Genomic DNA, 12542 nt, shown 5'->3' with positions numbered 1-12542 from the left:
ATGATTTCGTAGTCTCCGGCCGTTGCGGATTCATTTCGCAATCCGAAGAATGTGCGCTGTCGCGTGCTTGTGTAGTCAGGCTCATGCGGAGCCTTGGGAGGCCGGATCATGGACCCATGGCGATCGACGACGAAGGCGCAGCGCCGAATCAACCTTCTCGCGGGCACAGCCCTCGCGAGCTGTGTTTTCGCGTGGCTCGCAGGCTTCGGTTCGACTTCCGTTGGAAACGTCAGTGCTTCCGTCGAGAACGCCCGTGAGGTCTCGATCCTGGAACGCCGCGAACCATCTCTCATCGCCAGCACCGTACTGACCAACACGCCGCGAGCGATCGTCGTGGCAAGCGCCGCCGTCGACAACCTTGAGTTGGCGAAGGCCGCCCCATCCTCGCCAGACAAAGCCGCCGACAGGGTGGCAAGCCTGGATGAGCCGAAACCTTTCGTCGTGGCATCTTTGCCGGATTCGTCGCAGACGCTGCCAGCCGAAACGCCGTCCGCCAAAAGTGCGACGGCAAGCGCGCCCGATCCGACGCCGGAGAAAGTCGCCGATGCGACGGCCAGTGTGGATGGGAAATCTTTTGTTGTGGCCTCGCTGACCGATTCCTCGCAGGTGTTTCCTCCCGAGGTGACCATGGCTGAGCCGGCGCCTGACGCCGCCCTGCCGGCTGTGACCACCATCGAAATCAACGAGGAGTGCCTGGTCGCGGAGATCTGCATCGATCGATATTTGTGGGCGCTCTACGAACGGGCGCCCAAGGTCGACGCCATCAAGTTGGAGGAACGGCGGAAAGTTACGATCAAACGGAGAGGCAAGAAGGTGACCGTCACCCGGACCTTTACCCGGCGTGTCGACGAGGAATTCGGGTGGAAGGACCCCAAGGCGGCTGACAAGGTCGGCATGGCGATGATGGACTACGTGATCGGCGGCATGGACCGGAGTTTCAAGCTGAAGCTCTTTTATACGCTCTACGCCGCCGAACAGGCCGGACTGCAGCCAGGCATCACCAGCGCGTTTCGCGACGACTACCGTCAATCGATCGCGACCGGCCTGAAGGCCGCTACCGATCGGTCCTACCACGGCGGCAGTTTCCGTGGCGGCTACGGCCGCGGGCTTGCGGCCGACATCGTGAGCGTGAAAGGCAACAGCCGCGCGCAGCGATGGGTCTCCACCGAGAAGCTCTGGAAATGGATCGACGAACGCGGCAAGGATTTTGGAATCGGGCGGCCCTATCTCAATCGGGATCCGCCCCATGTGGCGCCGATCGACGGCCAGGAATACGTCTCTCGTCGCGGCGGCGCGAAAACGCAGGAAGCGGAAGCGACGACCAAGAAGGTCAGCCGGGTCGCCGCGCGGGTCGACCGCGGCAAGGCGAAGTCGGTCAAAACTGCGCGAGCCAAAGCCGTGCAGGCCAAAGCCGTCAGAACTGCACAGGCCAAAATCGCACAGGTCAAGACCGCCAAAACCGCAAGGTTGGCGAAGGGCAGAACCATGTAACCGGTTCAAGCGCGCCCTTCCCGCACGCGGAAGGGCGCAACCCTGCTCCGCCGCCGCTTCTCGTCAGCAGCGGATCGATCGTATCAATCTTTTCGACCGCATCGCAGTGGCCGTCAGCCGGTATTCCTGACCGCATTGGCCAGCATGGCGTACAGCTCACGCTTGGTGAGTTCTCTGGTCGGCGTCGCGGCGGGCTTCGTCGTAGCCTTGTTCGGCTTCGACACCACCCTGTCCACCGGCTGGGCGCAGGCTGCCGCCGATGCCGACTTTCGCGTACGCACGGCCACGATCTTCGGGTTGGCCGTTGGCGGCTTGTGACCGCGCTTGTGGCCCATGCGTTTCAGCTTGGCGCTCACGGCATTGCGGCTATGGCCAAGCCTGCTTGCGATCTGACCGGCGCTGTGTCCTGCAGCCCAGAGCTCTTTGAGCAGTGCTACGTCTTTCGCATCCCAACTCATGGGAAATATTTATACACCGAATGACGGCAATAGGCGAGTCGTAGCTGATGATGCGTCGGCCGATGATTGATCTCGTCGTTAACGCCACCATCAGCAAGCGCTCATCTGGAGTCGCGGGCTCGCGCACCAGCCGCAGCAACCGTCAAGGCGATCGCTGCGGGATCGCAGCAGAGCACCATCAACAATATCAGCCATCGCACCGCGACTTCGGGCGCAACGCCGGCCATCATCGCAAGATACTGGATCGGACCTGCCGATGCCTCGATGCGCGAACGTTCACCGGCCAGCGCTGCGCGTTGCGCCTGCAGGCCAACCAGTGTCGCGGTTGCCGCCTGCCGCTGCGTATCCAGCCCATCCCGCGTCGTGCGCTGCTGTGTTGCGATGTTGATCGCCCGCGTCACCCGGCCAAGCCGCGTCGATTCGTCCACGGCCCGGTCGATTTGCGCGATGCGGCTGTCGAGGTCGGCCACGGCCGCCGATTGCGCCCTGACGCGGGCGTCGAGCGCCTCAATGCGCTCGGTGACGCCGGAACGTGACGTTGCCGCCACGCTGACATGCGCCTCGACCAGCTTGCCGAACACGCCGGCGGCGTTGATGAGCGCGAGGCCGGCAACCAGCGCCATCATGACCGTGCGCATTTTCCAGTTGGTCCGGCGCCAATGCGCAGCCAGCCATCCGGCGATCACCAGCTTGCCGGCTTCCATGGTGCCGGCGAGCACCATGACCGCGAGCGGATCCCCGGGAAATATCTCGGCCATGCCCGCGACCGAAAAATAGGCAGCGACCGTCGCCAGCGCGAGTGCCGCAACAAGGGCAAAGGCGCGGCTGGCGCGTGCGCGTTCCGGCGCGGCGGTAACGGCCTCCGGCACGGCGGGTGCTGCGGAAACCGGCAGCGGCTCCAGCAGCGCGTCGGGCGCCTCCAACTCGCCATCAGCCTCGGCTGCCCTAGCCTCTTCTGCCTTTGCGTCTTCCGTCTTGGCTCTCGTTGTCCTGGCTGATTTGGCCTTGGTGCCCTTGGCGGCCTTGGTGCGGCTGGATGCCGGAGAAGAGCGGCCGCGTTTCGTTGCCGGCAACGGCGCTTCACCTGATGCTTCAGCGCTTGCGTCTTCCGCAGGCGTCGCCACCAATCGAGGCGTGCGATTTGAAGCATTGGCCCAGGCGTCAAGCTGATGCCTGATGCGCACGGCATCACTGTCGCCGTCCATCCGCTCGGTCGCGGCGATCGCTTGCGTGGTTGCACGCCCTGTCATGTGGCACCCTGTCTCGTCATGGCCAAAGCCAGCTTCTCTTCGGCGAAGAACTGGAGCGCGCCGTAGCCTTCTGTGTCGACGGCATATCTGAAGCTTCCGTCTACGGTCGGAAACACGGCGACAACCGTACCCGTCTCGTGATCGTTGGCCACGTTTTCGACTTGCTCGCCAATTGCAAACTTCGACATCGAAAACTCCTTTTCGGATTCGTCGATGAGATTATATCTCTACGCGCAGGCCATCGCTGCCCAACGATGCGCCTTCCGGAAGATAGCACGATGGTTGTTGCACTAATGTCTCATCCTGCTCTCTAGCGGGAACCGCGCTGCACGTGGAACGCGAAACGGACATGGCGCGATGTCGAGATTGAGTCCGAAATGATGACCATCGAGGGCGAAATGAGTGTGCCCAATTTGTAGGATGGGTGGAGCGCAGCGACGTCAATCAATTGGTGCCCGGGAACAGTGATGGGCTTCGCTGCGCTCTACCCATCCGACGAAGTGTGCTTGCGGCCTCCACTGTGGGCCCAAACGTGGCGCTCAAAACTGTTGCAGCGTTAAGACAGTCACGGCCATTCCACCACGGTCCCGTAGTTCTACGCTTTGCGAATCGTCCACGCCCGCCCCTACTCTCAGCGCAGTTTGCATTCACTGGCGGTGCCGGTATTCGTCCCGCGCTAAAAGCGCGGCTACGGAAGAGTGCGTTTTTGCCGGGCAATTCGCCTAAGGGGCGTCCAAAAAAACGGCGTGCACCGATGTTGGCATGAACCCTGCATTGGCTGAACGAAGTGGATATTCCTTATCAACGAAGGTCACCATGCTCGTCACTCTCGTCGCCGTCCTCTGCAACAGCCAGCTTTGTCTTGAAAAGGTCGTCACCACCAGCGATCAGTCCGGCATCACCATGAGCGCCTGCGCGGTCAACGCGCAGATCGGCATTGCCGACTGGCTCTCCAAGGGGCCGTATCGCGAATGGCATTTGCAGGGCTACAAATGCGTGCTCGGAAAGTACGTTCCGAAGAACGAAGCCTGAGAAGCCGCAGGCTGCCTCACGCTGGCGCGGTTCTTTGCCGGGCATAACGAATTCGTTTGCGTCAACGTTCGTAAACATGATCTCACCTTCTCGCGGCGCGACTTTCGCCCGAGGCTTGCATGAACCTTGTCCCTCCTGAGAGGGAGCAGGGAATGCTGGGTGCTTGCGGCACCCGCGGTCTCGTGTGCAATGGTGAGAGCAGCGCAGACGAGCATACAGGCGCAGCCGGAGCGCGCCGGCATTCCCTGCGCCATGGTTTGACGGCTTATGCCGCGCTCTCCCTGGAGACGAAGTCCTTTTCCCTCCATCGCTGCCGGCTTGATGGATGATCGATCCGGTTGGATCGACTTCGCTACCAGGCACACGAAGAAACATGCATCGACCGTCGCCGCCGTTAACTACATTCGCAGGCGCCCAACGACGAACTTCGATTCCGCTTGAGGTTAACGAACTGTTAGGGTTGATTGATCCGGCAAGCCACATTGCAACGTGAAGCTGAAAACCCCGCATTGAATCAGGGCGCGGCATGCATTGGTACGTCTACCCATTGGCGGCGTTTGCCAGCGTCTTCCTGGCCCACTTTATTCTCGATCAGGTCGGCCAACCGATACGAAGTGCGCTGCAGCTCCGGCGCACGGCTCTCAAGAGCATGGAGCTCTTTCGGAATGTGGCACTACCCAAGCCGCGAGAACAGGCGACCACCTCGCAGGCAATTCACGAACATGATCTCGCCGTGCGCAACCTGCGCGGAGCGCTCGTCACTTTCCATAATCTCGGCACACGTCTGCTTGCGATCGGCGAAAGCGAGCCAACCGTTCGCATCCTGATGAGCCTTCTCGGTTTCAACGTCGTCCGGGCGGGCCGCGCGCTGGTCGCGCTTTCGCGAGCCTGCGCCATGGCCGGGATCGACAGCGACGAAAACCGGCGCACCATTGGTTGGGCGCTGCATGCAACCCGGATTGCACTCGGCGCCTTCCGCCCTCGTTCACACGACGAACTCTTCAATATTCGCCTCGAACCCATGTATCTGCATGAGGCGCGCAATCGCATCAGGTTGCACGGCCGCCCGCTCGCGCCCCGTCGTGCCGCGCGCCTTCCTCAGCTCAGCCAGGTCGTGCGGGGGCGGATCGCTTCCGCGTCGTAGTCGCCGAACGGGGGCGCGATTGACTGCAAGTGGCTGCCGATCAGCTCGCAAAACGTCTGCGCAAGGGTTGATGGGTTTCGCTGCGCTCCGCTGCTAGAGCTTCGACAAATCCATTTCGGGATCGTAAGTCTTGCCTTCGACGTCCTTGGTGATGGCTTGCCCGCAGATGACTTCGCCGCGCTCCTGGTCGAATGTCAGTGTCGGCGGTCCGTAAAGCTGCCACCCGCGGTTCAGGGCGTCGGTCACCCGATGGCAGAATGCGGCGTCATCCTTGCCGGTGAGATATCGGTAGACCTTCATGAGGGCCTCCACAGGTTCGAACACGCTTCAGTGCGATGGCCCGTAGGATGGGTGGAGCGCAGCGATGTCAATCAAATGCGACGCGGAACAGTGATGGGTTTCGCTTCGCTCTACCCATCCTACGAAATCGGCTTCAGCCCCGCCTCGATTGCAGCCCTTCGCGGCTCCAGGAACGGCGGCAGCGCGAGCTTCTCTCCCAGTGTCTCCATCGGCTCGTCCGTCGCAAAGCCCGGGCCGTCGGTCGCGATCTCGAACAGAATGCCGTTGGGTTCGCGGAAATACAGGCTGCGGAAATAGAAGCGGTCGACCTCGCCGCTGTTGGGGACGCGTAGTTCGTTCAGCCGCTGCGTCCAGGCGTGATACTGCGCCTCATCGGGCGTGCGGAACGCGACGTGGTGGACGCCGCCGGCGCCCTGCCGCGCGACGGGAGAATCCTTTTCTTCCAGCACATGCAGTTCGGCGGCGGGACTGCTCTCTCCCGTTGCCTCGCCCATCGCGAACACATGGATCTCCGCGCCGTGGGCGGCATAGTCGCGCACGCGGCGCATGTTCATGACCTCGGTCAGCACGAACGCCGTCCGCGACAACTCGTGCACGGTCAGCACGATCGGACCGAGCCCGCGGATCTGGTGTTCCACCGGCACCGGGCTGCGCTCCCACGGAGAGGCCGTGCCTTTCCCGCCGTCGTCGACCAGCACCAGCCGCTGCCCCTCGCCGTCCTCGAACGGCAGCGTCAGCCGGCCGTCGACCTCGACGATATCGCCGGCCACGGCGCCGGCCTTTTTCAGGCGATCCCGCCAGTAGCCCAGCGTCTTTTCGCCCGAGACGCGCAAGCCGGTGCGCGAGATCGAATTGGTTCCGCGCTGCTCGGGGGCTGCCGGGAAATCGAAGAAGGTGAGGTCGGTGCCGGGATTGGCTTTGCCGTCGGCGTAGAACAAATGATAGGCGCTGACGTCATCCTGGTTGACGGTCTTCTTGACCAGCCGCATGCCAAGCAGGCCGGTGTAGAAGGCCACATTGTCCCGCGGCTTCGCCGAGACCGCGGTCAGATGATGAATTCCGCCTAGCTGCATTGCGTTATCCTTCTACTACCTTGGTGGGAAAAGCCCGCCGGAACAGTTTGGACCCTTGCCGGATCATGTAGGATATGGCCGGATGATTGGCCAGCGGCAGCGTTGCCGCCCGCTTTAGGGACAAGTTCATGACCGGGCACCTCATAGTATCCGACGAAGACGCCACGCGCGTCATCAAGCTGCGGCGGCCCGAGAAAAAGAACGCCTTCACCCAGGACATGTATCGCGCGATGAGCGATGCGATCGACAAAGCGCAGAACAATCCCGATATCCGCTGCATCATCATCACAGGCGGTTCGGGCGTGTTCACCGCCGGCAACGATCTCGAGGATTTTCTCAAAGAGAGCACGTCAGACACCGATGCGCCACGCGGCGCCTCCAACGCCGTCAAACTGCTTTATTCGCTGGCGCACAACGTCAAGCCGATCATCGCCGCCGTCGACGGCGTCGCGATCGGCATCGGCACCACGATGCTGTTCCATTGCGACTATGTGCTGGCCAGCACCACCGCGACCTTCTCGACGCCGTTCATCAATCTCGGACTGGTGCCGGAAGGCGCCTCCAGCCTTCTGATGCCGCGCACCATGGGTCACCAGCGCGCCTTTGCCATGCTGGTGATGGGACGCAAGTTTTCCGCCGAGGAGGCGCGCGAGGCCGGCTTTGTCAATGTGGTGGTGGCGCCCGGCCACACCGAAGCCGAGGCGCGCAAGGTGGCCCGGGAGATCTGCGCGCTGCCGGCCGAAGCGGTCGCGATCTCGCGCAAATTGATCAGACTGCCGCCGGAGGACATGACGCGCCGGATCGACCAGGAAGGCCACCTGTTCGGCGAACGGTTGCACTCGAAGGAAGCGGTGGCGTCGTTCAAGGCGTTCTTTGAGCGGAAGAAGGGGTGAGGTAAAAGGTACACTCTCTCCGCCGTCATTGCGAGCGCAGCGAAGCAATCCATTCTTTCTTTACGCTGCGAGATGGATTGCTTCGTCGCTGCGCTCCTCGCAATGACGCAGAGCTGTCAAGCTGCTATGTCACTGTCATGAGAGCAAGCGTAGCCCGGATGAGCGCAGCGACATCCGGGGTTTTCAACTCCTGCCGGTCCCGCATGTCGCTGCGCTCATGCGGGCTACAACATCAGTGTCCATGAGCCCCCTCCTCCGCCCCATCCTTGCACCATTCGCGATCATGCTGGCGCTCGCCGCGTCATCCCGCGCCCAGACCCCCGCCCCCGTCGACCTGCGCATTCTCGCGATCAACGATTTTCACGGCTACCTGCGCCCGCCGCCGGGCGGGATCACGATTGCCGATCCCGAGGACAAGACCAAGAAGATCACCGTCCCTGCCGGCGGCGCCGAACACATGGCGACGCTGGTCGGCCAGCTTCGCGAGGGGCACAGGAATACGATCTTCGTCGCGGCCGGCGACCTGATCGGCGCCAGCCCGTTTTTGTCGGCGATGTTCCATGACGAGCCGACGATCGAGGCGCTGTCGATGATGGGGCTGAATATTTCCTCGGTCGGCAATCACGAATTCGACGAGGGCAAGGACGAACTGTTGCGCATGCAGAATGGCGGCTGCCACCCGGTCGACCAATGCCAGGGGCCGCATCCGTTTGCCGGCGCGAAATTCCGCTATCTCGCCGCCAGCACGTTCGAGAAGAGCAGCGGCAAGACCGTGTTTCCTCCTTACGAAATCCGCGCCTTCGACGGCATTCCGGTCGCCTTCATCGGCCTGACCTTGAAGGGCACCCCGGGCCTCGTCTCTCCGGTCGGCGTCGCCGACCTCGAATTCCGCGACGAAGCCGCGACGGTCAATGCGCTGATCCCGGAGCTCAAGGCGCGCGGCGTCGAGGCCATCGTCGTCCTGATCCACGAAGGCGGACTGCCGACCGGCGACTACAACGAATGCCCGGGCATTTCGGGACCGATCGTCGACATCGTCAAAAAATTCGATCACGCGGTCGACGTCGTGGTTACCGGCCACACCCACCGCGCCTATGTCTGCGAGATCGACGGGCGGCTCGTCACATCAGGCGACAAATACGGCACGCTCGTCACCGCCATCGATCTCAAGCTCGATCCCGCCACGCGGGACGTCATCAGCGCCAAAGCCGATAACAGCATCGTTCGATCAGCAACGCTGGCAAAGAACCCCGAACAAACCGCGCTGATCGAATCCTACGACAGGCTGGCCGCGCCGATCGCCAACCGCCCGGCAGGTGCAGTGACGGCCACGCTGTCGCGCGTGCCCAATAATGCCGGCGAAAGCCCGCTCGGCGACATCGTCGCGGACGCCCAACTCGCCGCGACCAGCATTGAAGCGAAAGGCGGCGCGGTCATCGCCTTCACCAATCCCGGCGGCGTGCGCGCCGACGTGACGCGCAAGGAAGACGGCGCGGTGACCTATGGCGATCTGTTCGCCAGCCAGCCGTTCCGCAATCAACTGGTGACGATCACGCTGAGCGGAAAGCAGATCAAGGACATGCTGGAGCAGCAATGGCTCGATCCGAAGCGGCCGCGGATCCTGCAGGTGTCGAAAGGCTTCAGCTACGCATGGGACGGATCGAAGCCGGATGGCGAGCGCGTCATCGCCGAGCGGATGTCGCTCGGCGGACAACCGATCGATCCCGCCGCGCGCTATCGCGTCACCGTGAACAATTTCCTGTCCGTCGGCGGCGACGGCTTTACCGTGCTCACCCAGGGAACCGCACCGCAGATCGGCGTCTACGACATCGACGCGCTGCATGCCTATTTCGGGGCGAACAGCCCCGTCAGTCCGACCGCCGCCGATCGCATCGTCCGGGTCAACTAAGCCTGATTTCGTGGGCCTTTCCGAGCGGCCGCTAAGCGCCTAGATTAACCCCTCCCTGCCGGCGCGCGCCTCAACGCCAGGATTTTGCATGACGCTGCTTCTGACGCATACCGCCTGTCTCGATCATGTCACGCCTCCCGGGCATCCGGAACGTCCCGACCGGCTGCGCGCGGTCGCCGAGGTGCTGGGAGAAGACCGCTTCAAGCCGCTGACACGTGGCGAAGCCCCGGAAGGCAGTCTGGATTCCGTCACGCTGTGCCATGGCGAGCATTATGTCGGCGAGCTCCGGCATATCGCCCCGCAGAGCGGCATGATCTACATCGACGGCGACACCTCGATGTCGCCGGGCACCTGGGAAGCTGTGATGCGCGGCGTCGGCGGCGCGGTGGCGGCGACCGACGCTGTGATGTCCGGCCAACATCAGAATGCGTTCGTCGCGGTGCGCCCGCCCGGTCACCATGCGGAGGTGTCGAAGCCGATGGGTTTCTGCTTCTTCGACAATGTCGCGATCGCGGCCCGTCACGCCCAGCGCAAATACGGCATCGGCCGTGTTGCGGTCGTCGATTTCGACGTCCATCACGGCAACGGCACGCAGGATATCTTCTGGCACGATCCGACCGTGATGTACGCCTCGACGCACCAGATGCCGCTGTTTCCCGGCACCGGCGCCAGTGGCGAGCGCGGCGAGCACGACACCATCGTCAATGCGCCGCTGGCGTCCGAGGACGGCAGCACCAAATTCCGCGCCGCGTTCGAAAACCTGATCCTGCCGCAGTTGCAGAAATTCGCGCCGGAGCTGGTCATCGTCTCCGCCGGCTTCGACGCGCATTACCGCGATCCGCTGGCCTCGCTCAATCTCAAGGCCGATGATTTCGGCTGGGTCACGCGCAAGCTGATGGATCAGGCCGAGGCAAGCTCAGGTGGCCGCCTTGTGTCCGTGCTGGAGGGCGGCTACGACCTGCAGGGGCTGAAAGAGTCGGTGGCGGCGCATGTCACCGCATTGATGGGCGCCTAAATCCCCGCCACAATAGGCCCGTAAAATGTTGTTTGATTCTGCGCTCTTAGCGGGCGCATCCGGGAACTCGATATGGCCGAAAACACCCAAGTGGACGTCAAAAAACTCACCTTCGAGCGTGCGATGGAGGAGCTTGAATCGATCGTAACGAAGCTTGAAGGCGGCAAGGTACCGCTCGAGGAATCGGTTACGATCTATGAGCGCGGCGAGGCGCTGAAGCGCCGCTGCGAAGAACTTTTGCGGCAGGCCGAGGCCCGCGTCGACAAAATCACCACCGATGCCAACGGCCAGGTCACCGGGACCGAGCCGCTCGACGTGCAGTGATCCGCCCGCCGGAATACCGCCTCCGCCGGCCTCGCCTGGCGTAACCGAAAGAGCACGGGGCGAATTTAAGTGCTCGCCTCCCCGCCAAAAGGCTTAATAGCCGGTAATTTGGTGGCCGATATAGTTCTTGGCGCCCTGCCCAGCCTGTTATAGTCGGCCATCATCCGGGGACAATACGTGCGCGTCCAGCACCGCCATATCATCTATATTCAGGGCTACGATCCGCGCGGGCTGGCGCAATATTACCGCATGTTCCGCACCGAACTGCGCAAGTTCGGCCGGCTCTACCAGCTGCAGGCCACCATCAGCCGGCCCAAGGTCGCCCCCGACGACGAGATCGCGTCCTGGACCATCGATACCAAGGCGGACGACTGGCAAACCCGCACGGCCTACGATTTCCTCCGGTTCGAGGATTTTATCCAGCAGGATCTGGCGGCGCCGATCTGGCGCACCGTGTTCAGCGCGGTATGGATCTACTGGCGGCTCGTCTTCGGCGGCACCATCGCCCGCTTCGGCAAGGCGAACTGGCGTTTTGCAACGTTCATCACCTATCCGCACTTGATGCTGTTGCTGGAAGCCGCGTGCGCCGGCGCCATCGCCTTTGTCTTCGAGAAGGGGCTGAATGCGCTCGGCATACCCAATATTTTCAGCATCGCCATCGCAACCGCCCTGTTCGTGGCCCTGCTCGGCATCGTGCTGAAATACACCGAGAACGCCACCTACGTGCTCTATCTGCTGTGCGACACGATCTGGACCTGGGAATTCTCGCACCGCGAACGCCCCGAATGGGACCAGCGCATCGACCGCTTCGCGGAGCATCTGGTCAAGACGGCCAAAAGCACCGACGCCGAGGAAATCGTCATCGTCGGCCATAGCTCCGGATCGTTCCTGTCGACGGAAATGCTGGCGCGGGCTCTGAAGCTCGACCCCGCGCTCGGCCGTCACGGTCCGCGGATCGTGCTGCTGACGATCGGCGGCAATTTCCCGATCGTCGGCTATCACGCCGTGTCGAAGCAGTTTCGCGAGCATCTGCGCATGCTGGCGGTCGAACCCTCGATCGACTGGATCGACTGTCAGGCCCGTAAGGACGTGATGAACTTCTACCAGTTCGATCCGATCACGAGCCACGGCATCGACGTCGGCGCCGCGAGGCGCAATCCGAGGATCGTGCCGGTACGATTCCGCGACATCATCCGGCCGGAACACTACGAAAAGTTTCGCTGGCAGTTTTTCCGCGTGCATTTCCAGTTCGTGATGGCCAACGAACTGCCCAATGCCTACGACTTCTTCATGATCGTCTGCGGACCGGTCCCGCTCAGTGAGCGCATGGCCGCCCCCGACGCAGCGCTGGATGTCGCCACCGGCGATTCCGGGGTGCGCGAGCTGGCCTGGAAAAGCATAGAAGCGGCCACGGCTGCGGCCAAAAGTGCCGCCAATTTGACCAAAGTGGAACCATCCGCCCGCCGCCGTGGTTGAAAAATCGAGGTTTTTCTGGCCCGCGCTACGGAACCGATTCGGCGCTCCCGGTTGGCTTTGGTGGCCGCTTTGGTGTAAAGGTTTGCGGTTCTATGGCTGGGGAAAGCGGCTTGCCGGGGACTTTCGACGACAGCAAGCGCTTCAAATAGCTAAAGAAACTGAACCGGAAAGGGTTTG

General features: G+C 62.6%; 13 protein-coding genes. 8 read left to right on the top strand and 5 right to left on the bottom strand.

Annotation, left to right across the window (positions count from 1 at the left end):
* Window positions 1-108 precede the first annotated feature (108 nt).
* On the top strand, window positions 109-1491 hold the full coding sequence (locus ACPPVP_RS12505; protein ID WP_426534559.1) for a hypothetical protein: 1383 nt from the start codon (window positions 109-111) through the stop codon (window positions 1489-1491).
* Between the two features lie 113 nt (window positions 1492-1604).
* On the opposite strand, the gene ACPPVP_RS12500 is transcribed toward ACPPVP_RS12505, so the two are convergent.
* From ACPPVP_RS12500 to ACPPVP_RS12490, 3 genes are all read right to left on the bottom strand, one after another.
* Window positions 1605-1949 carry a GcrA family cell cycle regulator gene (locus tag ACPPVP_RS12500; RefSeq protein ID WP_426534557.1) on the bottom strand — a complete coding sequence of 115 codons (345 nt, stop codon included), beginning with the start codon at window positions 1947-1949 and terminating at the stop codon, window positions 1605-1607.
* Window positions 1950-2050: 101 nt separating this feature from the next.
* Window positions 2051-3199: a hypothetical protein gene (locus tag ACPPVP_RS12495; RefSeq protein WP_426534555.1), complete on the bottom strand. Its 1149-nt coding sequence runs from the start codon at window positions 3197-3199 to the stop codon at window positions 2051-2053.
* Window positions 3196-3387 carry a hypothetical protein gene (locus ACPPVP_RS12490; protein ID WP_426534553.1) on the bottom strand — a complete coding sequence of 64 codons (192 nt, stop codon included), beginning with the start codon at window positions 3385-3387 and terminating at the stop codon, window positions 3196-3198. The genes ACPPVP_RS12495 and ACPPVP_RS12490 overlap by 4 nt, the downstream gene beginning before the upstream one ends.
* Window positions 3388-4015: 628 nt before the next feature.
* Here ACPPVP_RS12490 and ACPPVP_RS12485 point away from each other — a divergent pair.
* Both ACPPVP_RS12485 and ACPPVP_RS12480 read left to right on the top strand, forming a co-directional pair.
* Window positions 4016-4231, top strand: a complete 216-nt coding sequence (locus tag ACPPVP_RS12485) for a hypothetical protein (RefSeq protein ID WP_426534551.1) — start codon at window positions 4016-4018, stop codon at window positions 4229-4231.
* Window positions 4232-4757: 526 nt separating this feature from the next.
* The gene (locus ACPPVP_RS12480; RefSeq protein ID WP_426534549.1) at window positions 4758-5375 is read left to right on the top strand and encodes a hypothetical protein; all 618 of its coding nucleotides are present in this window, start codon (window positions 4758-4760) and stop codon (window positions 5373-5375) included.
* Between the two features lie 93 nt (window positions 5376-5468).
* Here the strand turns inward: ACPPVP_RS12480 and ACPPVP_RS12475 are convergent, their stop codons facing one another.
* Together ACPPVP_RS12475 and ACPPVP_RS12470 are read right to left on the bottom strand one after the other, a co-directional pair.
* Window positions 5469-5675 (bottom strand): DUF1737 domain-containing protein, encoded by a 207-nt coding sequence (locus tag ACPPVP_RS12475; protein ID WP_426534547.1) that lies wholly within the window; start codon window positions 5673-5675, stop codon window positions 5469-5471.
* A gap of 119 nt (window positions 5676-5794) precedes the next feature.
* Entirely contained in the window at window positions 5795-6748 is a 954-nt protein-coding gene (locus ACPPVP_RS12470; protein WP_426534545.1) for a ring-cleaving dioxygenase, read from the bottom strand.
* A gap of 128 nt (window positions 6749-6876) precedes the next feature.
* On the opposite strand from ACPPVP_RS12470, the gene ACPPVP_RS12465 reads away from it, so the two are divergent.
* The 5 genes from ACPPVP_RS12465 (at window position 6877) to ACPPVP_RS12445 (ending at window position 12365) form a co-directional block, all read left to right on the top strand.
* The gene (locus ACPPVP_RS12465) at window positions 6877-7641 is read left to right on the top strand and encodes a crotonase/enoyl-CoA hydratase family protein (protein WP_426534543.1); all 765 of its coding nucleotides are present in this window, start codon (window positions 6877-6879) and stop codon (window positions 7639-7641) included.
* A 241-nt stretch (window positions 7642-7882) separates the two neighbouring features.
* Window positions 7883-9550: a bifunctional metallophosphatase/5'-nucleotidase gene (locus tag ACPPVP_RS12460; RefSeq protein ID WP_426534541.1), complete on the top strand. Its 1668-nt coding sequence runs from the start codon at window positions 7883-7885 to the stop codon at window positions 9548-9550.
* A gap of 88 nt (window positions 9551-9638) precedes the next feature.
* Entirely contained in the window at window positions 9639-10565 is a 927-nt protein-coding gene (locus tag ACPPVP_RS12455) for a histone deacetylase family protein (RefSeq protein WP_426534539.1), read from the top strand.
* A 72-nt stretch (window positions 10566-10637) separates the two neighbouring features.
* A complete protein-coding gene (locus tag ACPPVP_RS12450) occupies window positions 10638-10889 on the top strand; it encodes an exodeoxyribonuclease VII small subunit (protein ID WP_426534537.1) in 252 nt (83 codons plus the stop codon).
* 177 nt (window positions 10890-11066) lie between these two features.
* Entirely contained in the window at window positions 11067-12365 is a 1299-nt protein-coding gene (locus ACPPVP_RS12445) for a hypothetical protein (protein ID WP_426534535.1), read from the top strand.
* Window positions 12366-12542 lie beyond the last annotated feature (177 nt).

The sequence above is a fragment of the Bradyrhizobium sp. McL0615 genome, from assembly GCF_049993905.1.
Taxonomy (GTDB): Bacteria; Pseudomonadota; Alphaproteobacteria; order Rhizobiales; family Xanthobacteraceae; genus Bradyrhizobium.
The sequence above is the reverse complement of the archived record's forward strand: the minus strand, read 5'-3'. Positions and strand labels throughout refer to the sequence as shown.